Below are 25812 nucleotides of genomic sequence, written 5' to 3' on the forward strand. Positions count from 1 at the left end.
TTTAAGCAGCGACTAATACCACCCATCGTTATCAATAATATTGAACTGTTTCGGAACATTCAAGTGTAAAATCCGTTTACCAATTAATTCGTTGAGTGAATTATTATAGCTTTCGTACTGAGTAGAGTTTAAGAGTTCCATAGATAAACGCATTGATTTCGCTGTTATTTTCGTTTCGTTCTCTACAATGTATAGTTTATTGTCATCCCACTCGATTTTTGGTGCTTTAACATATGGCGAAATATAAACACGATTCAAGTAAAGCGGTGTTTCGTAATAAGAAGCCTCTATTTTATTTTCAGCTGAATCCGTCCATGAAATAACGACCGGTAAGTAATAGCTATTTTCATTACGAATAATTTCAATATTTTCTTCTTTCGCTTCAAATGTTTCCGTAAATTTTAAATGCTCTTCCTTTAAGCTTTCAAACCGGCGATTTTTTAAATCTTTCTCCAGCTGTTCGGTTTCCTCCATTTGCTCCTTTAAAACCTTATCTGAAGCTATCTTTTCCACATTGCCCGACACAAACAGCAAATATATAAACGCCATAATTCCACAACTAAGGTAAATAGCCGCAAACCAAAACGTACGCTTCGGCTTCCAGATTCGTATTTTTGTAATTAATAGGCTAGTAAAAATCATAACTATACCTAGTATTAGAACAAGAAACATAACGCCACCTATCATTGGCGTGTCACCTCCCTTTTTCGACGGATCCACGCAATTAGAAGCCATAAAATTACGACATAAACAGCACTTCTCCCAATAATTTGCATTGTTCCATCACCAAAAACAAATTGCCATGTATCAAATGTATATTGTCGAATTAGTAAGAACATACCGACAGCGAGTATGATAAAAGCAATCTTTGAGAAATTAAACACGGCATGCAAAAAATAACCGACTGATGCAGCGAGTAATGTACAAACAATAAAACCGATAATTGCAATAAATGAAATATTGGAGTCGTAATACAAACTCTGATCTCCTGTACTCAACAGATTGATTAAAACGGAAATCGTTAAAGTACTAACCGCTGCTGCAAGTGTAAAAACACATAATATTATAAGGAATATTCCGGTTGATACAACTTCAGTCAGATTTGTCGTGACAATCGAGTAGTTTTGTCGCGAAAGCTGCTTAGATGCGAGCATCCACCCTAAAATCACCATAAGCATAATTGTATAGATAAATAATCCGTCCAGAGAATAGAATCGCTCCTCATAATTAACAAAGCTGACGCCTCTTCCTACAGAGCCGCTCAGACCTCCCGTAAGTAACGCTAATAAAATATATACAATCAGCACTGAACTGAACATTGAGCTATATGCCCTACATTTCCACTTTACCTGCTCATAAATATTACGTGTTGGACTTACTGTTACGATAGATGTCATCAATGGAACCCCCTTTTGATGTCGTCAATACTTTACATACATCACTTGCCGACAGATTTTGTATCCTTACTCCACCTGGTAATGGCAATTCACTGTTTTTCACAATTGCTTCGAAAATTGGGCCGTTTTCATATGTCGCAAGTACTTCATACGCTTTTAAAGCCGGCTCCACGTTCTCCTTTTGCCCTACAAGCTTGATGGCAAGACTCTGCACTTCTTCAACAGGAGCGAATAACTCGACTTTGCCTTCATGCAACAGCAAAATTTCTTCAATTAAATGCTCCATTTCATTTAAATAATGACTTGAAATGATCATGACACGCGGATGTGTCAGAAAATCCTTTAAAATAACCCGGTACATATCATCACGGATCGTTTCGTCCATCCCATTCATTGGTTCATCCAGCAAAGTAATCGCACAGCGGCTTGCAATACCATAAATTAAATTGAACACCGCTTTTTGACCCTTTGAAAGGTGGTGGTGATGATTTTTGTCGGATATGCGGCTAAACTTCAATAGTTCAAACGCTAAATCCGTTGCAAAGTTTTTATAGAATTTTTTACCCGACTTCAAAATTTCCTCTAAATTCATCACAGACGGAAATGTCATTCCATCTTCGATCAATATCGTATTCGCGGCAACCGTTAAGTTTTGAAATGGTCTTTTACCAATAACTTCTGTTTTCCCAGCCGATGTTTTTACATGACCTGCCAGTATTTTCAGCAATGTCGACTTGCCAACACCATTGCGCCCAATCAGCCCAATAATTTTCGGCTCTGTAATTTCAAAAGACAACTGTGTCAAAATCGTTTTCCTGCCGTATCGTTTTTCCACTTGTTCGCATACAATCATTCTCTCACCCCTCCTTTTGAATATGTTTGATCAACTCAATCAAATCTTCATCCATCACGCCTAAACGTTTTGCCTCTTCTACGATTTCCTTTGCCATCTTCGTCAATGTATCACTTCGTCTTGTTGTTAAAATACGATATTTTGCATCCCCGACCACAAACATTCCAAGCCCTCTCTTTTTATATAGAATTTCTTTTTCAACTAAAATTGTCAGGCCTTTTCCGGCAGTTGCCGGATTAATATTAAAAATTTCAGCAAGCTGATATTGGGAATAAACTTTCCCTTCCGGTAGCAGCCGATCGGCCAATATCTCATTTTCGATCCATTCCGCTACTTGCATATAAATAGGCATTGTACTTTGTGTATTAAAAATCAAAGGGATCCTCCTTTCAAAGTTATCCAGTACATTAGTGTTGTAATGTACTATATAAAAAACGAGCTTATTTGTCAATAAATCGAGAAATATTATCCACATATACTATTTATCCACAAAGTTATACACATTAACGTCAATTATCCACAATTTAATCACGATTTTTCAACAGGTTGCAATCAACTTATCCACATATTAATATCTTGAAATTCTATTTTAGAACAAGATATTAAAAAAATATTCGAATATGTATTCATTTGTTCTATAAAATGTCACATTTCTCTACATTAAACATAGCCATTTCATATAAAAAAGGAATAATTTTAACTTTACGTATTAATCTTCCGCAAAAAAAGTAAACCGCTCCTTTTCTATTGATATTTACAAAACTTTATCTACAAGTTATCCACACCTCTTTCTTTTTTATCCACTAAAAAAAGCATTCTAAAAGTGACATGCCATCACTTTTAAAATGCTTTTCCATTCATTATTTAATTTCTTTCAATGTAGCTTCTACTTCTTCTTTCACTTGCAAATTTTCTTCGCCAAACAAGATTTCATTTAATGCATCGTCTCCAGAACCTTCAGCTAGCGGTACGCGTGAACGATATGCCGCGCGACAGACTAAATGCCCGGAAACTGGTGCTGTAATAAATACGAAGATAATCCCCAAAATGAGGCGAATACTCACATAGCCATCATGGATCCAAAAGTAAATGAACCCACCGAACAAACAAAGCAATACAGAGAGTGTCGCACTTTTCGTTGCAGCGTGTGAGCGTGTGTACACATCTGGTAAACGGATCATGCCGAATGCGCTAATGACACTCACAATTGCTCCTAACAAAATAAGAAGTGCCGCCATTAATTCAATCAGCTGATTTACGTTCAACAATGACACCTCTTTCGATATATTTCGAGAATGCAATCGTTCCGATAAATGCTAAAATCCCTAATATTAAAATGGCTTCTAAAAATGCCTTTGTTTTTAAAACAATTGACACGATGGCGATCGCAGAAATTAAATTAACACCAATTGTATCAAGAGCGATTGCACGGTCAGGCAGTGACGGCCCCTTTATCACACGGAATAGGGATAGACCGATTGCCACCATAAAAAGAACAAGTGCCGCCTTAAGAATCAAATCGATCATTGTGTCACCTCCAAAATGGCACGTTCAAACTTGCCGATTGAACGGAGTACCGTTTCTTTCGATTCTTCTATATCCATCGCGTGAATATAAAACGTACTGTTATCTTCTGAGACTTCCATTACAACAGAACCCGGAGTTAACGTTAATAACAAAGCCAATGTCGTTACTTGGTAGTCCCCTTCTAATTTTGTTTCATAAGTGAAAATACCTGGTGTAAAATTCATCTGTGGATCTAGCACTTGTTTTAATACAGAAACACTTGATGAAAGCAGCTCTCGAATAAATATTAGGATGAGCTTAATAATCTTTAATACACGACGCAAGTAAAACTGTGTTCCGAAAAATCGGTGCATAGCATATAAAATCAATGTTCCGACTAAAAATCCTGACATAAATGTCGTAAAGTCTGCAGTTGGATCATCCTTTAACAAAAACCAAAGCGCCGCAATAAATAAATTAATAATAAATTGACCTAACAAGTGCTCACCCTCCTTTATTTATTCGTATTTAAAACCGCATCAATGTAAACAGCAGGGTTTGATAATGTGTATGCTGCATCATTAACATAGACCGCCAGTCCTTCTGCGCCAACTCCCAAACCAACGATACAAATCGTCAATAGTATGAACGATACCATCGCACCACGTGGCATCCGAATTTTGTCCTCTTCATTAATCGATGTTTCTCCAAAAAATGAAGCAAGGAAAATACGCAATAATGAATAGAGTACGATGATACTCGAGCCAAATGCCAATGCCAATAAAACATAGGCCTCTGCTTCAACAGCACCCTGGCCGATTAATACTTTCCCGATAAATCCGCTTAACGGCGGAATTCCGACAAGTGCACACATCATAATAAAGAACAGCCAGCCGAATAATGGATAAATTCGAATTAAACCATTCATATTTTTTACGACAATTTCCCCTGTTAATAGCACCATTGTTCCAATAAGTAAAAACAGTAACGCCTTACCAAGCATGTCGTGGATTAAATAATAGACCGCTCCTGCCATTGCGGATTCTGTTCCAATCGCAAGTGCTACCATTATAAAGCCAACACTAATGATGACGTTATACGTAGCAATTGTCCGAACATCTCGTCCGGAAAATGCGCCCATACACCCCGCTATAATCGTCAGCCCTGCCATCACACCGATGGCCGTATGCGTAATTTCCGGCTGTAACGGGAACATGAGCGTGAATGTACGGAACAATGCATACATGCCGACTTTTGTTAACAATGCCGCAAATAATGCCTGTACTGCTGTTGGCGGCACACTGTATGAACCAGGCAGCCAAAAGAACAGCAGCAAGCCTCCTTTTAAAGCAAAAACAATTAGGAAAACAAGTGCGACAACCGTTAATAACGGGTCTTGGCCGGCTTCTGCAACACGCTGTGCAATATGCGCCATATTAAGCGTCTTTAGCGTTCCATACAAGAATGCCAGTGCAACGAGGAAAATCCAGGATGCGACAACATTAATGAGCACATACTTGATTGACTCGCGCAGCTGTATCTTTCCTCCGCCAAGAGCAACAAGGACGTATGACGCAAGAAGCATTACTTCAAAACAAACGAACAAATTGAAAATATCGCCTGTTAAAAACGATCCGTTTACACCTGCTAGTAAGAATAACACAAACGGATAAAAGTACATTTTTTCATGACGTTCGCCGATTGTGGAAAAGGCATAAATTAAACAGAACATCGTAACAAGACTTGCCGTTAAAACAAGGAGTACCGAAAATGAATCGGCAACAAATAAAATACCGAACGGCGGTGCCCAGCCACTAAAGTCTATACGCATAATACCTTCTGTCTGAATAAGCTGCAGCAGGACAACAGAAGTCCCCACTACGAAAATCATTGTCACTAAACTTACAACCCGCTGAAGTTTAATATTATTATTTAAAAATACTAACAATGCGGCCGTTATAATCGGCACGATCATTGGTAAAACAATTATATTATTCATCTGATGACCCTCCAAGTTCCCCTAGATCATCGGTTCCGTTCATTAAATACATTCGATAAGCCAGTACGAGTAAAAAGGCCGTAACAGCAAAACTAATAACGATTGCTGTTAAAATCAATGCTTGTGGCAAAGCGTCGGTATATGGTGCAGCCGCCTGACCTAATAGCGGCACACTCCCTTTTTTTAACCCGCCGACCGTCAATAACAATAAGTGAACGGCATGAGATAAAATGGCGGTGCCGACAATCACGCGTATGACACTACGAGAGAGGATTAAATAAGTAGCGACTGCGACTAGAATGCCGACAAGTACAATCATTAATGATTCCATACTAATCATCCTCACTTATATTTAAAATAATCGTTACGAGTGTACCGACAACCGTCATTGCGACACCTGCTTCAAAAATCGTAACAGTCGACAAATGCTTTTCTCCTACCAACGGGAGATTATAATAGCCAGCTGTCTGTGTTAAAAAAGGTACGTCAAAGAAAATCGAGGCAATGGCCGAACCTGTCGCCAGCAATACACCGATTGCCGCCACTTTTTTAAAATCGAACGGCATTCCTTTATGCACCGTTTCAATGTCGTACGTCAAATACAACAGGACAATCCCCGAGCCAAGCACTAATCCGCCGATAAATCCGCCGCCCGGAGCATTATGCCCTGCAAAAAATAAATACATACCAAGCGTAAAGACGATGAATACAACGCCTCGTACGACTGATTTTAAAATAACATCATTTACTTTCAACGTCTGCATCCCCCTTTTTCGCCTTAAGCTTAATAAGTGTGTAGACGCCAAGACCTGCAATGAAAAGTACAACTACTTCAAGCATCGTATCAAATGCACGGAAATCGCCTAAAATCGTATTGACGATATTTTTTCCCCCTGCCAGATCATACGAGTCCTCAAAGAATTTCGAGATTGGTTCAAAACGATCGTAATTCATTACAGCTAATCCAATCAGTGTCACGGTTGCACCGACTGCAATCGAAATTGTTACCTTCGCAAAACGCCAGCTTTTTGAAATATACTCATTTTTAAGCTTCGGTAAATATTTGAAAGATAGTAAGAACAGCGCTGTTGTTACCGATTCAACAACAAGTTGTGTAAGCGCCAAATCAGGAGCTCTAAATACAACGAAGAAAAAGGCAACAGAATAACCGAGCACCCCGTTCAATAGCACGACTGTAATCCGCTGCTTTGCAAAAATAATCGCGATTGCAGCAGCTATCATAACGAAAACAAGAACTAATTCGTAAGGCTCGATTACCGAATCTTTTGAAGGATCCCAGCTGAATACGTCCGCATAAATCATATACCCTGCAAGTAATGTAACGAAAAACACATAAATATATACGAAATAATACGTTAAATTACCGTTCATATAACGGTTTGTTACACGTCCTGATACGCCCTCACTTGAATTAATCACACGTTCATAAATTGCATTTAACGTAAAGCTTTGCGGTATTAACAGATATAGGGGACGCCATTTTTTTAATGTACGGTATAAGAAAACCCCTACAACAATGACACCAAATGTCATAATAAGCTCTGTATTAAACCCGTGCCATGCAGCGATATGAGGAGTCATTTCCTCTGCAGAAGGGAACATCGGATAAATGCTTGCCATCGCCGGACTTAAAATATAATGTCCCAAAACATTCGGGAATATAAAAATTCCAATAACGAAGGCAACTAAAATAAATGGTGAAATTAACATACCAAATGGTGCTTCATGTGGCGGCTTTTCCAAACGATCCGGCTGTATTTTCCCGAAGAATGTACGCATGACGATAATGACACAGTAAATAAACGTGAAAACACTTGCTACCCAAGCGATAATCGGGAATAAAAGACCGATGCTATCAAGTGAGAAAATATCAAGCTGTGTAATTTTTAATGTAGCTGTAAAGAACATTTCCTTACTTAAAAAGCCATTGAATGGTGGTAACCCTGCCATTGAGGCACTTCCGATTACGGCAATCGTGAATGTAAATGGCATTAACGACATCAATCCGCCTAATCGACGAATATCACGTGTTCCTACTTCATGGTCGACTATTCCGACCATCATAAAGAGCGCGCCTTTAAATGTCGAGTGGTTGATTAAATGGAATAATGCAGCAAATGTAGCCTGCGTATAAATTACCGACTGTGTTGAATAACCAAAATGCAGTGCTGCTGAACCAAGACCGAATAAAGACATAATCAATCCAAGCTGACTAATTGTGGAGTATGCTAGCAGTGCCTTCAAATCATACTGTCGGACCGCATTGAAGGAGCCCCAGAATAATGTAAGAAGACCTACCCCGCTCACTGCCCAAAACCATACCTCATGCCCGCCAAAAATCGGTGTTGTACGAGCTACTAAGTAAATACCTGCTTTTACCATCGTTGCAGAGTGTAAATAGGCGGAAACAGGTGTCGGTGCCTCCATTGCATCCGGCAGCCAAATATGGAACGGGAACTGTGCTGACTTCGTAAACGCACCTAAAAGTACGAGACACATTGCCGGTACAAAATAAACGCTCGATTGAACGACATCCAAATCCGCAATAATTTCGCGAATACTAAACGTTCCTGATGCAACATATAACATTAAAAAACCAGCCAGCATCGCAACACCACCAGAAACCGTAATGGTCATTGCTTTTCGCGCGCCTGCACGAGATGCTTTACGATGATGCCAAAATGCGATTAATAGGAATGACGATACACTCGTTAATTCCCAAAATACATAAAGCACCATTAAGTTATCTGAAAAGACGACGCCTAACATCGCGCCCATAAATAATAGTAAGTAGCAATAAAAATGGTGTAATGATTCTTTCGTTGATAAATAGAAAATTGAGTAAAGTATTACTAAACTGCCTACCCCAGTAATGAGTAAGCTAAAAATCATACTCAAGCCGTCTAAATAAGTAGTAATATTAATACCGAAAGTGGGGATCCACTCAAATGTCCTAATGAATACTTCACCATTGGCAATTCGAGGGATATATGTAGCTAAAAGCGAAAATAAAGCAACAGGAACAAGTAAAACGAACCAACCTAAATGTATATTCTTAAATTTCCTGTATATTAATGGGATTAATGCTGCAGCAAGAAATGGGAGCATAATCGAAAAAGCAATAACCAAAAGCGATAACCTCCTAACCGAGTGAGCCAATAAAATATGTAAAGTTCGGCATTCGAACAATCACACTTGACTATCTATATAACTATCTTCATAATAATGTGGCATATGGGGAATATATTTTCCAACAAGAGTAATTTAATAAAAATTACAAAAGCAAAAATATAACATAAAATTTACTGAATATAATTATGCATCATAGAAATAAGTATACAATAATGATGAGTGCATTGCACTGTAATAGCCTTCGTTTTATCTCAATTATGCTTAGTTTCTCAAAATATATGCGGATTTAATTCATTATTATAGGATAAGAAAAAGAGGTGCGAACTAAAATGAAACATGTTAAAGGCCGATTAGACGAAAGTATTTTGGTTTGTGTATATTACGGACAAAATGGTGAGCGTTTAATTCGCCGAGGACACAAGCTTGCTACATTACTTGACTGCCCATTATATGTGTTGACTGTTGATTCAAAGCCACTTGATGCATTTGATGCGGAAAAATCCGGCTATATCGAACAGTGGAAAGAACTGACTGATGAGTTGGAAGTAGAACAGTTTATTATTAAGGATAATGAAAAGCGTCCATTCCATAAAGTCATTACAGAAATTGCAATGGACTTTAACATTACCCAAATCATCGTGGGTCAGAGTGCGCAAAGCCGCTGGGAGGAAATTACAAAAGGTTCTTTCTTGAATGTTCTCTTAAAAGAAGTACCATTCGTCGATTTTCATATAGTATCGGTAAAGCGTCCTTCTGAGGATGAACTGATCGATGTATACGAAAAAGGTGTTCGTGCTTATATAATCCAGGAAAATGATTATTATAAAGTCGTGTTTACATGCCCTAAAATTGTGGCACTTGAAGGAATTTTCTTTAAGGAAATTGGGACAGACTTCGATAATGGTATATTCAAGTTTAATTATAACGGGAAACTTTTAGAAGCTGATATAACAGAAGGTACTGTTAACAACCCTGAAATTCTCCCTAAAGATCGCTTTACATCACTAAAACCTTAATACAAAAGCTGTTTCCAAGTTATTGGAGCAGCTTTTTTTAGAATTTATAAATAGGAAGGATTATTAATATGAAATTTGAAGTACCTAAAACAAAAAAACTATATGAACAAATAGCGGCTATTATTGAACAAAAAATTACGAACGGGGAAATTTCACCAGGCGATAAACTGGATTCTGTTGAACAGCTTGCAAAAAACTTTGAAGTTGGCCGCTCTGCTATTCGTGAAGCTTTAACTGCTCTTCAGGCTCGCGGTATTATCGAAATCCGCCAAGGAGAAGGAACTTATATCCGCAAAGTAACGGCCCAGGATATTTCTTTGAACATTCCTACATATGCCTCCTTTTCACAGCAGGATTTACTACAAATATTTGAAGTACGAAAAATTCTAGAATTAGGTTTAATTGAAAATGCCGCAAAGCGCAGAACGGCTCGTCAGCTTGAACAATTAAAAGAAGCGCTCAGCAAAATGAACGATGCCTTGATCGATCCTGAGACAAGCAGTAACGCCGATATGCGATTTCATGCAATCATCGCTGAAGCAGCAGACAACCCTTTACTTGTTTCGATGCTACAAAGTGTTTCAAAGCCTATTGCACGCCAAATCCAGCATACCCGTTCCATTTTATCCACTACAGATCATGAGGCTTTATACAATTTGCATGAGGAACATACCGCTATTTATATTGCTTTAGTAAATGCAGATGATGTACAAGCTAAACAAGCGATGGCCAAACATCTTGAAACAGTAGAATCATTACTTTTCAACAAATAATGTTTTAATGCAATATAATTCTCTTTAAATAATAATTTGCAAAGTCATCAGATGACCTGTTGACTTAATTATCAGAAAGTTGTAAATTTAATGGAACAGGGGGGATTGGATGAATGTATCATTATTCGCTACATGTATAGTCGATATGGTTCAAAGTACTATCGGGAAAAACACGGTTGAGTTGTTGGAACGCTTAGGTTGTACAGTAAGCTTTCCAAAAGGCCAAACTTGTTGCGGTCAGCCGGCCTATAATAGCGGCTATGTAAAAGCCTCTAAAGAAACGATGAAAAATACAATTCAAGTATTTGAAGACGCAGAAGTCATCGTCTGTCCATCAGGTTCCTGTGCTTACATGCTAAAAGAATATGTTCATATTTTTAAAGATGAGCCGTTTTGGTATGAAAAGGCACAGCGAATCGCAGACAAAACATATGAACTGACACAATTTATTGTCGATGTACTTCAAATTGAGGATGTCGGAGCGAAACTGAACGGAACGGCTACTTATCACCCTTCCTGTCATATGGCGCGCTTATTGAAAGTACAGAAAGCTCCCCTCACGTTGCTCCGGAATGTACACGGCCTTGAATTGCTTGAAATGCCTTTAAAAGAAAATTGCTGCGGTTTTGGCGGTACATTTTCTATTAAAATGGGCCAAATATCAGAACAAATGGTAGATGAAAAGATTACTTCTGCCGAGCAGATTGCTGTCCACTACTTAATCGGTGCTGATGCAGGCTGTCTTATGAACATCGGCGGACGGATTGAACGGAAAAACATTAACATTAAAACAATGCATATCGCAGAAATATTGAATAGCCGTTAATAGAGAGGAGGATGTGTATCGAATGGCGATGAAAATCAGTCAGCAAAAATTTAATGAACGCCTCTCGTCCAACTTGGAAAATGATTTTATGCGTGGTGCTGTAGCCGGCGCACAACATCGTTTTCAAACGAGACGGAGCGCCGCTGTAGATTCTTTAAACTGGGAAGAGTGGCGCAATCATGGAGAAGAAATCCGGCAGCATGTACTGGAAAATATGGATTACTATTTATATGAATTGAGTACAAATGTTGAAGCGCGGGGCGGTCATGTATTTTTTGCACAAACTGCAGAAGAAGCTACCGAATACATTTCCACGATTGCCAAACAGAAAAATGCCAAGAAAATCGTGAAAGCAAAATCGATGGTAACCGAAGAAATCAATTTAAACTCGCACTTGGAACAACTGGGATGTGAAGTGATTGAAACCGATTTAGGTGAATATATTTTACAGCTTGATGACCATGACCCGCCTTCTCATATCGTGACACCGGCACTTCATAAAAACAAAGATCAGATCCGTGAAGTATTTGAACAAAAAATTGGCTATACAGCTTCCTCCCAACCTGAAGAACTTGCACTGCATGCCCGCAAAGTTTTACGGGACCATTACTTAACGGCGGATATCGGCATTACGGGCTGCAATTTTGCCGTTGCCGAAACGGGTTCTGTTTGTTTAGTAACAAATGAAGGCAATGCGGATCTTGTAACAGCCTTGCCGAAAACACAAATTTCCGTCATGGGGATGGAGCGTTTAGTGCCAACATTTGAAGAAATGGAAGTACTCGTCGGTATGTTAACACGCAGTGCAGTTGGCCAGAAGCTGACGAGCTATATTACCGTCTTGACAGGAATAAAAGAAGCGTTTGAAGTCGATGGTCCGGAAGAATTCCATTTAGTCATTGTGGACAATGGACGCTCTTCGATTTTAGGCGGCGAATTTCAGTCGATTTTACAGTGCATTCGTTGTGCGGCCTGTATTAACACATGCCCTGTTTATCGCCATGTTGGCGGCCATACGTACGGGTCGATTTACTCGGGTCCGATTGGTGCCGTGTTATCTCCATTATTGGGTGGCTATGATGATTATAAAGAGCTGCCTTACGCTTCCACTTTATGTGGTGCATGCACAGATGTATGCCCAGTGAAAATTCCGTTACACCAATTGCTTCATAAGCATCGGGAAGTGATCGTTGAACGAGAAGGCCGTGCCCCGATTAGTGAAAGTCTACTGATGCAGGCATTTGGAATGGGAACTTCTTCGCAGTCGATCTATAAGCTAGGTACTAAAGTAGCCTCAACGGTTATGAAGCCGTTTACGAAGAACGAGAAAATTACTAATGGTCCTGGTCCGTTGAAAAACTGGACGGCGTACCGCGATTTTCCATCAGTACAAAAAGAGCGCTTCCGTGACTGGTTTGAACAGCATAGCAAAGGAGGCAATCCCAAATGATCCAAAATCGAGAATCGTTTTTACAGTCAGTCGCTGCTCGTCTCGGCAGATCCACTCCTTCTTTAACCAAACCGGAGCGAAACTGGAAGCATCTCCCTCAACACGAAGTATTGAAGGATGCTTCGATGGAAGAACTTATCGAAGTGTTGAGAGAACAATGCTTGAACATCCACACTACATTAAAGAAATGCACAAAGCAGCAACTGCCTGAAATATTAAATGAAACAATTGTAGACTATGGTGGTGGGCGGGTAATTTACAGCAATGATCCGCGGTTTGGAGTATTGAATGTGTTACCGGTTTTCGAGCAATTTGAACATTTAAAATGGCAATCTGGGAACGGTGAAAGAAATATCGATTTTGCTGAACAGGCAAATGTCGGTGTCGTAATCAGCAACGTGACATTAGCAGAATCCGGCACAATTATGCTTCAAGCGTCACCGGAAGTTGGCCGAACAATTTCATTTTTGCCTGAAAATTCGATTGCCGTTATACCGAAAAGCAGCATCGTTCCACGCATGACACAAGCTGCCCAGTTTTTACGTGAGCAGTCACATGTCTCCTCCTGCATTAATTTTATTACAGGACCAAGCAACTCCGCAGATATCGAAATGAACTTAGTTGTCGGCGTACACGGACCGGTGAGAATGACGTATATTTTGGTGGAGGATTATTAAAAAAGAACTTCGGACAATAAAATCCGAAGTTCTTTTATTTTCTTATTCCCCTACTCGATCCCGCGGCAGTAAAAATGCTACGAGCAATAATAATGTCAGTACCGACACAGCATTCATCGTGAAATGAATGCCCATTTTGTCTATGAGCATCCCGATAACAATCGAGCCAATTGCCCCCATCCCAAAAGCAACTCCGACTGTTAAACCTGCCATTGTCCCAATTTTCGATGGGACAAGTTCCTGTGCATAAACAACCGTGACGGTAAAGCTAACCATAATCAGCAATCCGATAATAATAAGTAATACCATTACAGCAGGCAAAGGAACAAACGGAAGTGCCAAACAAAATGGAATCGGTGCGATTACCGACAGCAATATAACATTTTTCCGGCCGAAGCGATCTGATAATGGACCACCAAAAAAAGTGCCTACAACCCCAACCGCCATGAATATAAAGATAAACAGCTGACCGCGCTCAACACTCACCCCATATTGTTCCGATAAATAAAAGACATAGAAACTTGTTATATTCGTAACGTAAAACGAACGGGCAAATATAATGAACAGCAGCACGAGTAAAGCCATTCCAACTTGCTTTTTCGTTAAAGGCGGCAAGGATGAAATTAGCATTTTTTTGATTTTTGATTTCTTTTCCGCTTCGAGCTGACGTTTATACCACATCGAAATTTTCGTTAATAAAAAAATACCGATCGATGTAAAAATAAGAATAACGGAAACCCCGTACATCCCAAAAGGCAAAATGATAAATGCGCTTAGCAGTGGGGCTAATGCCTGTCCGCTATTACCCCCTACCTGGTAAATGGACTGAGCTAAGCCGCGCTTATTGCCTGCCGCCATAAACGATACACGTGAGCCTTCGGGGTGGAAAATAGCTGAACCAAGCCCCAAGAATAGAACCGACACTAAAATCATCCAGTATTCGCCTGCCAATATGAGCATTGTCAGCCCGATAAATGAGCTCACCATTCCAAGCGGCAATGCATACGGAAATGGCTTCTTATCTGTCATAAATCCGACGGCCGGCTGCAGCAGGCTGGCGAACATGTTCAGGACAAATGAAATCATTCCAAGCTGCGTAAACGTCAGTCCTAAGTCGCGCTCTAATAATGGGAACATTGCCGGTATAACCGCCTGCATCGTATCATTAATTAAGTGACATACCCCAATGGAGACCATAATAGGATAGACAGGGTTTGATTGTTTTACTGTTGTAGTCGACATTTTTTCACATTCTTTCTGCTAGATCATACATTACCCATAATTTTTAATTCAGCAAGTCGCTAATATTATAAAAATACCCCTCAATTTTGCCTCTCGTATTGAAGTATTAAGGGTGCATAGATTATCGCATTTTATTCATACTACCCTTTATAAGGAGGGATTATCATAGAACTGAACCTTGGCGAAATGATTTTACGTGCAAGCTTTTCCTTTTTCGCGATTTTAGTACTCGCCCGCATCATCGGTAAAAAGCAAGTGAGTCAGCTCACTTTCTTCCATTATGTCACGGGGATCACTTTTGGTTCGATTGCTGCCGAAGTCTCGACTCAAGTGGAAACCCCTTTTTTAGACGGCATGGTTTCTTTAATCGTGTGGGCTGGATTAACAATTATCGTTAGTTATATTTCATTCAGATCATCAAAAGCACGTATCCTTTTTGACGATAAACCGTCGATTGTCATCAATAACGGTGTCATATTAAATAATGAATTGAGAAAAGCACGGCTTCATCCGGACGAGCTCGCTATGCTGTTGCGTGAACAGAGCATTTTCTCATTTGATGAAGTACTATATGCCGTTTTTGAAACAAATGGAGAATTAAGTGTCCTGAAAAAGCCGCTTGCCCGGACTGCAACAAAAGAAGACGTATCAGTGTCTGCCCCTGCCCCGCAATACTTACCAATGGAATTGATTTCGGACGGGAAAATTATCCAAAAAAACTTAACGGAGCTTCAGCTTACTGAAGACTGGCTCAGAAAAAAATTAGCAAAGAAAAATATCCACGAGATCGATAAAGTTTATTATGCGCAAATTTTAGAAAATGGATCACTTTATATTAGTATTAAAAATGCTAGTCCACCTTCATAACCATTATTTGAAAAGACATTTAATCTTCATTATATTACCAATTTTCTTGAAAGTTAATAAAAAAAGCAGAAATCAATTGTAAAACAACGATTTCTGCTTACTATTTATACTTTTAAATAACGAATATTTTCCTTGCTCATTTTAATGCCAAGCAGTACTATGACAAAAATTAAGATGAGGACAACTAATAAAGTATACCAATAATTTTCCATTAATACGCTATCTGTCAGAAGACCTGTTCCGTATTGTGCAAGCTTCCAAGGTGTCACACTCCAAAAGCTGCCGATTAATGTATCAATAAGCAGACCGACTGGGATAAGAATAATTGTAATCGCAGCAGCGACCGATGTTTGGAAGGATGCACTCATCGCAACAGTAAGCGCCATAACTAGCATCAGCCATACACAATACGTACCGAGCATTGCTAAAAATTTTGATAAATCAACAGTCCCGTAAAGCAGTACTGTATAATACATACTCCCCGCATATCCCGCCAATGCGCTGAGAATTGCAATCGTGCTTGCAACAATCCATTTACTGAAAAACAATGCAGTAAAAGACATTGGGCGTACATAAAGAAGTGTCGCAGTACCATTCTGACGTTCACGGCTCACGGAACCGATAAAGGCAGTAATCAATACAAGCAGTCCAATTGATTGAAATTGCCCGGTTGATGCCATAAGCAGATCAGCAGGCTGAAGTTCAGGCATTGTCATCATAAAGCCATCGGGCATATTGCCGACCGCCTGCAAAATATCTTCCATAAAGTAATTCATGAGCGGATCACTAATTCCGAGCAATACAAAAACGAGCGGAATCCATATAATTTTAAAGCTACGAACACTTTCACGCCATTCTTTTAAAAGTAATGCCTTAAATTGCTGCATGCTTTCCCGCCACCTTCATAAAGATTTCCTCCAGGCTTGCCGTTTCCCGCTCTACTTTTACAACTTCAAATTTTGATGCTACCAACTGCTGAAGCAGCTGTTGCATCGATGGACGTTCATCTATCACTTCCACATATGCTGCTATACCATTAGCAACAGCTCGTAATGTAGACTGACTCGCAAATTGAAGCGCCTCTTCCGCATTCGAGAACGTTATTTTATAACGCGGTTCCTCAAATTTTTGCTTCACCTCTGTTAACGACCCTTGCTCGACAAGTTTGCCGTCCCGTAAAAACAGGAGCTGATCGGTCATTTCCTCTGCATCGTTTAAAATATGCGTTGAGTACAAAATCGTCGTTTGCTGCTGCACTTCCTTCAATAAATTCATCACTTCCCGACGTCCAACCGGATCGAGTGCCGATACTGGTTCATCCAGCAACAGAAGTTTTGGTTTATGAACTATTGCCTGGGCAATACCTAAACGCTGCTTCATTCCTCCTGAAAATGTCTCGGTCTTTTTATTCATCGCATCCTGCAAACCTACAAATTCCAGCATCTTTTTGCATTCACTTTTTAATGAACGCTTTTCAATACCGCTTAAATTGGCCACCATTTCCATATATTCAAGTGCCGTCAGCCAAGAATAGTATTGGGGATATTGAGGTAAAAAGCCGATTGCACTGCGTATATCCTTTACACCCGGCATGATGATCTTGCCGCTTGTCGGCTCCAATATATTGGAAAGCATCGAAAGTGCCGTCGTTTTCCCTGCGCCATTCGGACCGATCAGCGCTGTTGATGTATGCATCGGCAAAGTGAACGACAAATCATCCACTACTTTTTTTGCACCAAATTGTTTTGTGAGGCCATTCACTTCAATACAGATCATTGGCTTTTCCGTCCGAACAGAAAGTAGGCGACCGGTCCGAGTGTATTAACAAACAGTGATACGAGCACCCATACCCATTTCGGGCCGCGCGTCTCATAACTGCGCACAATATCCACTATGGCAATCGCCCCAAGCACCAATTGCAGTACTAATAACGGCGCAATAAGTCCCCAAGGAATATTCGATAATTTATCCATTATAAATCCCCCTTAAATTTTTAAATGATGTTTTAAATTGACCAGTAAACTTTTATAGCGCGTATCGTTTTGCACACTTGCCAACATCGGGTTATCGGCAATGCTTTCATAAATTGATCTTTTGATCGATTCCTCATCTCGTGGTGATTGTGTACTCAGCATAACTTCCTTTGCAATCCAATTATCCAGCAAGTAAAAATATTCATCGCCAGTGGGTTTAAGTGGAAATTCGATTTGAATAGAAATTTTTACATAGCGTTCAATACAACGAATTGCTTCTTCTATATTATTTTGTGCAGCATAGCCGCTCGCTGCCTTTAAATAAAACAGAAGCGTGTTGTGTATATTCAATTTATGTAAATGAAAAGTGTCAATTATCGTTTCAATCCGGCTTACCGACTGTTCAAAATACGGGACATCTCCCATTTCCAAGCTGAGCGCTTCATTCGCATTTGTTATCATATACAGCAAATGCTGATACATGTTGACCTGGTGAATTTCCTTCGCTTTTTCTATATTGCCGAGCATCGTTTGTGCTGTAGCGATAAGCTGCTCAGTCCCAAGCTGAACTACAGCATCCTCCCCTAATAATTCGAGCACATGCTGAGGTTCCCCTTTTAAAATATATGTATATGCCTCAAGTAAATTCGCCTCGTTTTTCAGCCTGTAATTTCCGCTGAACTCCTTCACACGTTTACATAGATCCTGGATTTTGTCCGCAACAGCTTCTTTTTCCTGTGCGAGATTAAAGTAATTGACGTAAAGCTGCGCCATCTTCAGTAAAAACGGAAAGCAACTATAATATTCTTCAATGAGTTGATCAATTGTTGCGTCCACTTCAGCAAATGGTTCCTTTGAAAAGCGCTTTGCCAATTCCGCATACATTTTCAAAATCCGTTCATCCGTCAATTGCGGCTCATAACCGAGCAGTGCATCAATTGAAATATTAAAAAATGTTGCAAGCTTCGGCAATAGTGCGATATCCGGATAGCTTTGCCCCTTTTCCCATTTCGAAACAGCTGCCCTTGATACCCCGACATGCTGCGCAATTTCCTCTTGTGTCACTTGTAATTGTTTACGGCGCTCTGTAAAAATGGCCGCAAATTGAAAGTTGGTCATCCCCCTCACCTCTTATACTTATTATAAAAGAACTTAGGCTGATTAATAGCGACTAATTCTTTCGAAATATAGATTTTGTCAACTGATGGTTTCGTTTGGCGGTGATGGCTGGGATTGTGGAGGCAGGATGTTCTAATAAAATGGGGGAAGTTCTAATATATTTTTATTTGTTCTAATAAAATCGCGGTTTTCTAATATAACTGTTCATTGTTCTAATATCCGGGTGAATTGTTCAAATATCGCTACGGCATTTTCTAATATCGTTCCTACTTCTTCTAATATCTCGTACCATTGTTCTAATAAAAATTAAAACGCCCTTCCTTCTCCTCTATTCATATTTAAATGAAGACCTTGTAACTCGCAATTCCCCCTCATTTTCTAATAACACCGCCCGTTGTTCTAATAACCATCCAACTTCTTCTAATAAGCGGCATCACTCTTCTAATAACCGCAACCCAAACCTGCGTACAACAAAAAAACTGCCTCCAAAATGTAAAAACACTTCGGAGACAGCTTGCTCTATATAAAGTTTATTTAATTAAATGCTTAATTTCCTCGAAGCTTGGCAACGCCGTTAACGCACCTGCTTTAGTAGCAGCCATTGCTCCCAGCTTGTTGCCGAACGCGACACAGCTGATTAAATCTTCTGTTACTGTAGGTAAACCATTGAAATGAACATAACGGAGTACGCCTGCCATAAATGCATCACCGGCACCTGTTGTATCTACAGGGATTACCTGTTCAACAGGAACATGTGTTACTTCACCGTTTAATACAGCGTATGCTCCATCAGCTCCAACTGTAATTAACACAATCGGTACTAACAGCTCATCCAACTTTTGGAGGCCTTCTTCAATTGTTGTTGTTTCTGTCAGGAAATATAATTCCTCATCGGTAAGCTTTAAAATATCGGCATCTTCAAAAAATGAAGCAATCGTCTCACGGCAAATTTCCTCGGATTCCCATCGAAGCGGGCGGATATTCGCATCGATTGCGATAATCGCTCCTTTATCTTTGGCCATATCCACTGCAGCACGTGTTGTTTTTAATGCGGTTTCTTCAAACATCGTTCCTGAACAAACATTTAAAACGGAAGCACGTTTGAATGCTTCTTCCTGTAACTGCTCAGGTGTTACTTGTAAATTCGGCGTCTCATCGACATAATCTTTAAATACTCGCTCACATTTTTCAGTTAAATGCACATATACACCACTTACACGCTTCTTCGCATCAAATACAGCGAAATCAAGATTCACACCTTCTTTTGCGATCTCCTGACGGCAAAATTCCGAAGTTTCATCATCGCCTGTAATTGTAATAAGTGCTGACGGTGCCCCAATACGACTAATCCCTGCTGCAACATTGATTGTTGCGCCACCTAAATACTTCGTAAATGAAGTATTGGTCTGATCATTTGCAATATAATCAACGAATGCATCTCCATAAACTAAGATGAATTCTTTGTCTATTTGACTCATTAATTGTCTAACCTCCGACGTTGTATGTTCTTACTAATTTACCATAGAAAAGATATATTTATAAAACTTTATACTATTCTGAAACTAATGCTTTCTTCGCGCATGAATTTAATTTCTGTTATACTGTGTTCGGTAAGGAGATGATTGTTAATGAATATTACCATTCGACAAGCAGAACGAGATGACGCGAAAGCTGTCGCCCCTTTAATTTATGACGCAATTGGAGACATTGCAAACAATTTGACTGGTGAAGAGGAAGTTTCGCAAATTTTAGCTGCTTTAGAACAGTATGTCACAGAAACGACAAATCGACACAGCTATTTGAATACTTTTGTAGCGGAACAGCAAGGTGAAATAGTTGGGATTGTCGTGCTTTATGATGGGCGTCTCGGGTACAAGCTCGATCGCCAGCTTGAACAACAGCTAGCCAAAAAAGGAATACAGACTTCATTGGATATTGAAGCACATATGGATGAATATTATATCGATACAATTTGCGTCTCAAAAAATGCACGCGGACTTGGCATTGGTACACTTCTTTTACAATTCGCCGAGCAAAAAGGCAAGGAACTTGGCTATGAAAAAATTTCTCTAAATGTGGAACTAGAGAAACAAGATGCAAGACGCTTGTATGAAAAAATAGGCTACCTTACAACCGAAAGCTGGACAATAATTAATGAGCCATTTCATCATATGGTGAAATCGCTTTAGAATAGGAAGAAGTAATAAATGAAACAAAACTGGATTTACCCGCTATTAATCGTAATAGCGGCTAGTAGTTATGGAGTATTATCAACAATTGTAAAAGTGGCAATGCAGCACGGCTATACTTCGTCAGAAGCTGTTACTAGCCAGTATTTCGTTGGATTTTTACTCGCACTCGTACTTTTTGTAGTAACACAACGCACATTACCGAAGCTTTCAAAAAAAGGCGCTATCACTTTGCTTTTAGCCGGAACATGTACAGCGATTACCGGTATTGTTTACGGACACTCCCTTAATTATTTACCTGCTTCATTGGCAGTTGTTATGCTATTCCAATTCACATGGATTGGGTTGTTTATGGACTGCTTCCTGAAAAGACGTCTGCCAACTCGTATTGAATTAATTTCATTAGTATTTTTATTTGTAGGTACGATTTTAGCAGCCGGTGTGATTGATGTAGATTTATCGCAGATTGCTTGGCAAGGATGGGCACTAGGTTTACTCGCTGCCTTTACTTTTGCAGCATTTATGCAATTTAACGCTCAGCCTGTTGAAGGGGTGACGACGATTGGACGTACATTTATTTTATCTGTTGTGTCACTGATTATCGTATTCATCTTCTTATCACCTGAAATTGTATGGAACGGCCAATTAACTGGCGGTCTTTGGAAGTTTGGTCTGGCACTCGGACTCTTCGGTATTATCTTGCCGATTTTACTATTTTCGATTGCCGCTCCAAAAGTCGGTGGTGCACTTGTCCCAATTTTAAGTGCAATGGAGCTGCCAGTAGCAATTACAGTATCCGTCATTGTATTAAATGAAAGTTTAACACTTCTACAAATTTTCGGTATCGTATTTGTACTGTTTGGTATGGTATTGCCATCTTATTTCGCTTCAAAAAAAGTGCGTGTTATCGATCAAAAACAACAGCTGCCCTGAATTTAGGGCGGCTGTTTTTCTTTTATTCCGGTTAATTCACTTTATTTATTTGAATTGATAAAATTTTCTAATAATTGTAGAATGAGAATATTAGGTAGTAGTTTCTATCATTTGATTGGAGGCCCATTCAACATGTTCTTTCAGAATTACCGCAATTTAATAAATGAAAAAGAAGGAATTTTATTTCCTTCCAATAGTTATCGTCAAATGGTTTTACAGCCCGCTTACGATGAGGCACGCAAGCATTTTTTGGATGCGATGCTTCAAATTCATATTGCCCATTTAAAGATGCTAGAAGAACAGGAATTGGTTACCTCAGAAAATGCACGTCGTATCGGTCAAGCTATCCAAAATCTTGATTTGGAATATTATAAAACGCGTGATTATAACCCGCAGTTTGAAGATTTATTTTTTCGTATTGAAAACAAGCTAATCGAACTGGGTGGCGACGTTTCTGGAAATTTACATATTGGACGCAGCAGAAACGATATGGGAATCGCCATTTACCGCATGACACTACGTAAAAAGATGCTCACGCTCATGCAGGAACTTTTGAATTTACGTCAATCGCTAATCGTCTTTGCCGAAGAGCATGTAGAGACGATTATGATTGGCTATACACATACACAACAGGCACAGCCGACAACGTTTGCCCATTATTTAAAGGCCGTTATTGACCAGCTTACTAGGGACTATAAAAGAATGCAGGCCGCATATAATACGATTAACCGAAGCAGTATGGGCGCGGCTGCTTTAACAACTACAGGGTTTCCGATTAGCCGCGAACGGGTGCAGGAGTTGCTTGCCTTTGATGATTTAATCGAAAATGCTTGGGATGCGGTAGCCGGTGCCGATTATATCGCAGAAGCTGCCAGTATCGTACAGCTTGCCGCACTTAATTTAGGGCGCACATCTCAGGACTTTTTACTATGGGCAACACAGGAATTTAATGCTTTTAAGCTGGCCAGTCCGTATGTGCAAATCAGTTCCATCATGCCTCAAAAACGCAACCCTGTTTCAATTGAGCATACACGTTCACTGCTCTCATCGGTTGTCGGGGATGCGGCTACTGTATTGCAGATGGTTCACAATACACCATTTGGAGATATTGTCGATACAGAAGATGATATGCAACCTTATTTATGGCGGGCAATCGACCGGTTAGTCGGAATTTATAAGCTATTTGCAGGAATGATTCTCACGATGGATGTGAATAAGGAGAATTTACTGAAGCGTGCACAAAACAGCTTTGCCAATGTAACAGAGCTTGCCGATTCCCTTGTCCGCTCCGAAGGTATTTCATTCCGTCAATCACATAAAATTGTTAGCCTTTGTGTGCGGGAGCTGATGGCAAATAATAAAGAATCGCTGGCAAGCCTGACATGGAATTTGGCAAATGAGAAATGTGTGGAAGTTACAGGAAAGACGCTTCAAATTAATGAGATTGCTTTTTACCAGGCCATTCAGCCGGAATACTTCGTTAATATTCGTACACTAAAGGGAGGTCCTGCGCCTGCAACAATGCGAAAATCACTTAGCCAGGCGCAAGATGATACTGTCCATCTCGAAAATTGGCTGAGAGAAAAAACAGAGGCAATTTTAAAAGCCGAAAATGGATTGGAACAAATTTTAAAGGGGTGGACGGAACATGAGTAATCGTTATGTATTAGCCGTTGATGGTGGTGCATCAAAAACAGTAATGACTATTCGCTCTACAGATGGCCGTGAACTATTTACCGCAACTTCCACAGGCTCAAATTACCAGGCTGTGGGAATCGAACATGTCCAACATGTATTTACCGGCCTGCTCCGTAGTGCAGCAGCTCATTTACCAAGTCTGTTTATTGATATCGCGATATTTGCACTTGCCGGCATTGATACAGATCAGGACAAAAAGATTATCGAAGAAATTATTGAAGAAAGTATCGCCCGCTCCCCTTTTACATTCGGTCAAATTATTGTAGAAAATGATGTTGAATCAACTTTAAAGGGGCTCGGGAAAAACAATGTCAGCCTGCTTATTTCCGGTACAGGGGCTATTTGCTACAGCCTTATGAATGATCGGATTAGCCGCGGGGGTGGATGGGGTCATCGAATTGGCGATGAAGGAAGCGGTTACTGGATCGGAAAACATATTGCAAAAGCGATTTTTCGCTCTGCCGACGGGCGAAATAAACCGACTTTATTAACAGAGCTTGTTTTAGCTGGTCATCATGTTAACAGCACAGATGAATTGTTCAATCTCATTTATTCAGCGGATTATACAAATGCGCGATTGGCAAGCTTCAGTTCCTATTTACAACAGGCAGTCGAAATGGAAGATACCGTTGCACAAAAAATTATGCAAAAGGCAGCAGATGAGCTTGTATTATTGGCAACAACAACATTGAAAAATGCCGGTTACTCCAATATAGCCCATACACTGTTTTTAAATGGCGGAATACTAAAAAACAATCCCTTGCTTGTTGAGTTAATAAATACGCAGCTCCAAAAAACACATCCGAATATAACGTTAAAGTTATGTGAGGAAAAGCCGATTGAAGCTATCTTTAACCGCGGCTTACGTGAATTAAATGGGGCACAACCCGTAAAGTAGGCATAGAAAATCCCCTTTTGCAGCAGTTGCTAAAAGGGGATTTCATCTTTTATTTCACTACATTTTCCTGGCTTCCAAGCTTTGAATCGATTAACCCTCTTGCCTCATCCTTCATCTCATCTGTAATCGATAAATATACTTTTCCCAGTGCAGTTAAAATAATAAATGCATCATCCGTCAAACCGACTAAAGGGAGAAAATCGACAACTAAATCGAATGGTAAAATGAAGTATCCCAGCGCTCCTAAAACAATGAGTTTACTCGATTTAGGCATGTCCGGACTACGCAGGGCAACGTAAAGTGTCGCCGCTGCATGGACCGCTTTATAACCTAAACCTCCACCGAAGTTTTTCAATTTATGCAGAAACTTTTTATCTGAATAATGTTGGTCTTGGCCTTCAACCATTTTTTCGAAATTATATTGTTCGCTCATACTCATGCTCCTTTCCTTGCTATTACTTTAGTATTCCTCAAATATGCGACTCGTAATCCTATACGTTTTCGCTATTAGAAAAGATTCATTTCGTATTTTGTCTTTTATGTAGGAAATTTATCCAAAGTTGCTGAAAAATTTTCGTTGGATTCAATACTTCATCATAGTAAATGATTGAATTTTTCCGGAGCTTTGCATGACCGATCGGCACCTCGTATACAGGAACTTTTCGTCTTATCGCCTCTATCAGCATATTCGTGTCATAGTGATAAGACTCTCCTTTCACTTTACATAGCCATGGCAGATGTTTTCTTGGAATATAACGTAATCCTGTTTGAATGTCGAGCAAACGTTTACGAATAAACAGTTCAAACATCATCGAATAAGCACGATTTTGAAGTTTGCTAATGAACGGGTAGTCTGAATCTTTAAAATCACGAATGCCTAAAATAATCCCATCCGAGAAAATTTTCGTACTTGATAGCACTTGCTCAACATCCAACATCGAATGCTGACCATGTGCACCTACTGTAATAATTCCCTTTGTACGCAGTCGGGATTTTAGAATATATTCCATCCCTGTTTTAAGTGCGCGGCCTTTCCCCAGGTTTTGGTCATGTGTTAATACATCGCAACCTTCTTGCTGTAATTGTTCAAACAGACGGTTATATTTTTCTTCACTGCCATCATTAATGACAATAATATGAGCGATCGGCAATGCACGCAGCTTTCTGACAAACTGCAGAAGGGCCGGTAAAGGGTTTAGCGCTGGAATCATAATAATGACTTGCTCCATTTTACATGCTCCTT

The 25812-nt window shown here is 39.7% G+C and carries 29 protein-coding genes; 10 read left to right on the forward strand and 19 right to left on the reverse strand.

All coding sequences use genetic code 11. From position 1 onward, the window contains the following. Positions 1-12: 12 nt before the first annotated feature. The 11 genes from CBM15_RS17805 to CBM15_RS17855 form a co-directional block, all read right to left on the reverse strand. Complete coding sequence (locus tag CBM15_RS17805) at positions 13-687, reverse strand: glucose-6-phosphate isomerase (protein ID WP_087618515.1); 675 nt, start codon at positions 685-687, stop codon at positions 13-15. Further along, on the reverse strand, positions 684-1397 hold the full coding sequence (locus CBM15_RS17810; RefSeq protein ID WP_087618516.1) for a silver transporter: 714 nt from the start codon (positions 1395-1397) through the stop codon (positions 684-686). The genes CBM15_RS17805 and CBM15_RS17810 overlap by 4 nt, the downstream gene beginning before the upstream one ends. Continuing rightward, positions 1363-2250: an ATP-binding cassette domain-containing protein gene (locus CBM15_RS17815; RefSeq protein WP_087618517.1), complete on the reverse strand. Its 888-nt coding sequence runs from the start codon at positions 2248-2250 to the stop codon at positions 1363-1365. Before CBM15_RS17815 ends, CBM15_RS17810 begins: the two co-directional genes overlap by 35 nt. 4 nt (positions 2251-2254) lie before the next feature. Then, positions 2255-2626, reverse strand: coding sequence for a GntR family transcriptional regulator (locus CBM15_RS17820; RefSeq protein ID WP_008407460.1), 372 nt, complete (start codon positions 2624-2626; stop codon positions 2255-2257). A gap of 484 nt (positions 2627-3110) precedes the next feature. After that, entirely contained in the window at positions 3111-3515 is a 405-nt protein-coding gene (locus CBM15_RS17825; protein ID WP_014825047.1) for a Na+/H+ antiporter subunit G, read from the reverse strand. Next, entirely contained in the window at positions 3493-3777 is a 285-nt protein-coding gene (locus CBM15_RS17830) for a Na(+)/H(+) antiporter subunit F1 (protein ID WP_008407457.1), read from the reverse strand. The genes CBM15_RS17825 and CBM15_RS17830 overlap by 23 nt, the downstream gene beginning before the upstream one ends. Continuing rightward, entirely contained in the window at positions 3774-4256 is a 483-nt protein-coding gene (locus CBM15_RS17835; RefSeq protein ID WP_008407456.1) for a Na+/H+ antiporter subunit E, read from the reverse strand. The genes CBM15_RS17830 and CBM15_RS17835 overlap by 4 nt, the downstream gene beginning before the upstream one ends. Positions 4257-4270: 14 nt before the next feature. Further along, complete coding sequence (locus tag CBM15_RS17840; protein WP_087618518.1) at positions 4271-5755, reverse strand: Na+/H+ antiporter subunit D; 1485 nt, start codon at positions 5753-5755, stop codon at positions 4271-4273. Beyond that, positions 5748-6086, reverse strand: a complete 339-nt coding sequence (locus CBM15_RS17845) for a Na(+)/H(+) antiporter subunit C (RefSeq protein WP_008407452.1) — start codon at positions 6084-6086, stop codon at positions 5748-5750. The genes CBM15_RS17840 and CBM15_RS17845 overlap by 8 nt, the downstream gene beginning before the upstream one ends. Before the next feature lies 1 nt (position 6087). After that, positions 6088-6510, reverse strand: a complete 423-nt coding sequence (locus tag CBM15_RS17850; protein ID WP_008407450.1) for a Na(+)/H(+) antiporter subunit B — start codon at positions 6508-6510, stop codon at positions 6088-6090. Continuing rightward, entirely contained in the window at positions 6497-8905 is a 2409-nt protein-coding gene (locus tag CBM15_RS17855; protein ID WP_087618519.1) for a Na+/H+ antiporter subunit A, read from the reverse strand. The genes CBM15_RS17850 and CBM15_RS17855 overlap by 14 nt, the downstream gene beginning before the upstream one ends. Before the next feature lie 332 nt (positions 8906-9237). On the opposite strand from CBM15_RS17855, the gene CBM15_RS17860 reads away from it, so the two are divergent. From CBM15_RS17860 to CBM15_RS17880, 5 genes are all read left to right on the forward strand, one after another. Beyond that, positions 9238-9924, forward strand: a complete 687-nt coding sequence (locus CBM15_RS17860) for an adenine nucleotide alpha hydrolase family protein (protein WP_087618520.1) — start codon at positions 9238-9240, stop codon at positions 9922-9924. Positions 9925-9992: 68 nt separating this feature from the next. Then, complete coding sequence (locus CBM15_RS17865; RefSeq protein ID WP_087618521.1) at positions 9993-10697, forward strand: FadR/GntR family transcriptional regulator; 705 nt, start codon at positions 9993-9995, stop codon at positions 10695-10697. Between the two features lie 109 nt (positions 10698-10806). Continuing rightward, positions 10807-11523: a (Fe-S)-binding protein gene (locus CBM15_RS17870; RefSeq protein ID WP_087618522.1), complete on the forward strand. Its 717-nt coding sequence runs from the start codon at positions 10807-10809 to the stop codon at positions 11521-11523. 22 nt (positions 11524-11545) lie between these two features. Further along, positions 11546-12973 (forward strand): LutB/LldF family L-lactate oxidation iron-sulfur protein, encoded by a 1428-nt coding sequence (locus CBM15_RS17875; protein ID WP_087618523.1) that lies wholly within the window; start codon positions 11546-11548, stop codon positions 12971-12973. Then, on the forward strand, positions 12970-13650 hold the full coding sequence (locus CBM15_RS17880) for a LutC/YkgG family protein (RefSeq protein ID WP_008407439.1): 681 nt from the start codon (positions 12970-12972) through the stop codon (positions 13648-13650). The genes CBM15_RS17875 and CBM15_RS17880 overlap by 4 nt, the downstream gene beginning before the upstream one ends. A 42-nt stretch (positions 13651-13692) precedes the next feature. On the opposite strand, the gene CBM15_RS17885 is transcribed toward CBM15_RS17880, so the two are convergent. After that, positions 13693-14892 (reverse strand): MFS transporter, encoded by a 1200-nt coding sequence (locus CBM15_RS17885; RefSeq protein ID WP_087618524.1) that lies wholly within the window; start codon positions 14890-14892, stop codon positions 13693-13695. 186 nt (positions 14893-15078) lie between these two features. On the opposite strand from CBM15_RS17885, the gene CBM15_RS17890 reads away from it, so the two are divergent. Then, positions 15079-15759, forward strand: coding sequence for a YetF domain-containing protein (locus tag CBM15_RS17890; RefSeq protein ID WP_087618525.1), 681 nt, complete (start codon positions 15079-15081; stop codon positions 15757-15759). A 104-nt stretch (positions 15760-15863) separates the two neighbouring features. Here the strand turns inward: CBM15_RS17890 and CBM15_RS17895 are convergent, their stop codons facing one another. The 5 genes from CBM15_RS17895 to CBM15_RS17915 form a co-directional block, all read right to left on the reverse strand. After that, complete coding sequence (locus tag CBM15_RS17895) at positions 15864-16646, reverse strand: ABC transporter permease (protein ID WP_087618526.1); 783 nt, start codon at positions 16644-16646, stop codon at positions 15864-15866. Continuing rightward, complete coding sequence (locus tag CBM15_RS17900) at positions 16633-17535, reverse strand: ABC transporter ATP-binding protein (RefSeq protein WP_087618527.1); 903 nt, start codon at positions 17533-17535, stop codon at positions 16633-16635. The genes CBM15_RS17895 and CBM15_RS17900 overlap by 14 nt, the downstream gene beginning before the upstream one ends. Beyond that, positions 17532-17732: a PLD nuclease N-terminal domain-containing protein gene (locus CBM15_RS17905; RefSeq protein ID WP_087618528.1), complete on the reverse strand. Its 201-nt coding sequence runs from the start codon at positions 17730-17732 to the stop codon at positions 17532-17534. The genes CBM15_RS17900 and CBM15_RS17905 overlap by 4 nt, the downstream gene beginning before the upstream one ends. A 12-nt stretch (positions 17733-17744) precedes the next feature. After that, entirely contained in the window at positions 17745-18851 is a 1107-nt protein-coding gene (locus tag CBM15_RS17910) for a helix-turn-helix domain-containing protein (RefSeq protein ID WP_087618529.1), read from the reverse strand. A 530-nt stretch (positions 18852-19381) separates the two neighbouring features. Next, positions 19382-20329, reverse strand: coding sequence for a carbohydrate kinase family protein (locus CBM15_RS17915; RefSeq protein ID WP_087618530.1), 948 nt, complete (start codon positions 20327-20329; stop codon positions 19382-19384). A gap of 150 nt (positions 20330-20479) precedes the next feature. Between CBM15_RS17915 and CBM15_RS17920 the strand changes: the two genes are divergently transcribed. From CBM15_RS17920 to CBM15_RS17935, 4 genes are all read left to right on the forward strand, one after another. Continuing rightward, a complete protein-coding gene (locus CBM15_RS17920) occupies positions 20480-21040 on the forward strand; it encodes a GNAT family N-acetyltransferase (RefSeq protein WP_014825059.1) in 561 nt (186 codons plus the stop codon). 18 nt (positions 21041-21058) lie between these two features. After that, positions 21059-21973: an EamA family transporter gene (locus CBM15_RS17925; RefSeq protein ID WP_008407421.1), complete on the forward strand. Its 915-nt coding sequence runs from the start codon at positions 21059-21061 to the stop codon at positions 21971-21973. A gap of 132 nt (positions 21974-22105) precedes the next feature. Continuing rightward, positions 22106-23629: an argininosuccinate lyase gene (argH, locus tag CBM15_RS17930; RefSeq protein WP_008407419.1), complete on the forward strand. Its 1524-nt coding sequence runs from the start codon at positions 22106-22108 to the stop codon at positions 23627-23629. Beyond that, positions 23622-24569 carry an N-acetylglucosamine kinase gene (locus tag CBM15_RS17935; protein ID WP_087618531.1) on the forward strand — a complete coding sequence of 316 codons (948 nt, stop codon included), beginning with the start codon at positions 23622-23624 and terminating at the stop codon, positions 24567-24569. Before argH ends, CBM15_RS17935 begins: the two co-directional genes overlap by 8 nt. Before the next feature lie 49 nt (positions 24570-24618). Here the strand turns inward: CBM15_RS17935 and CBM15_RS17940 are convergent, their stop codons facing one another. Further along, a complete protein-coding gene (locus tag CBM15_RS17940) occupies positions 24619-25002 on the reverse strand; it encodes a YkvA family protein (protein WP_087618532.1) in 384 nt (127 codons plus the stop codon). Positions 25003-25087: 85 nt separating this feature from the next. After that, positions 25088-25798: a glycosyltransferase gene (locus CBM15_RS17945; protein WP_087618533.1), complete on the reverse strand. Its 711-nt coding sequence runs from the start codon at positions 25796-25798 to the stop codon at positions 25088-25090. Between the last annotated feature and the right edge of the window lie 14 nt (positions 25799-25812).

It is taken from the genome of Solibacillus kalamii, assembly GCF_002174535.1.
GTDB classification, from domain to species: Bacteria; Bacillota; Bacilli; order Bacillales_A; family Planococcaceae; genus Solibacillus; species Solibacillus silvestris.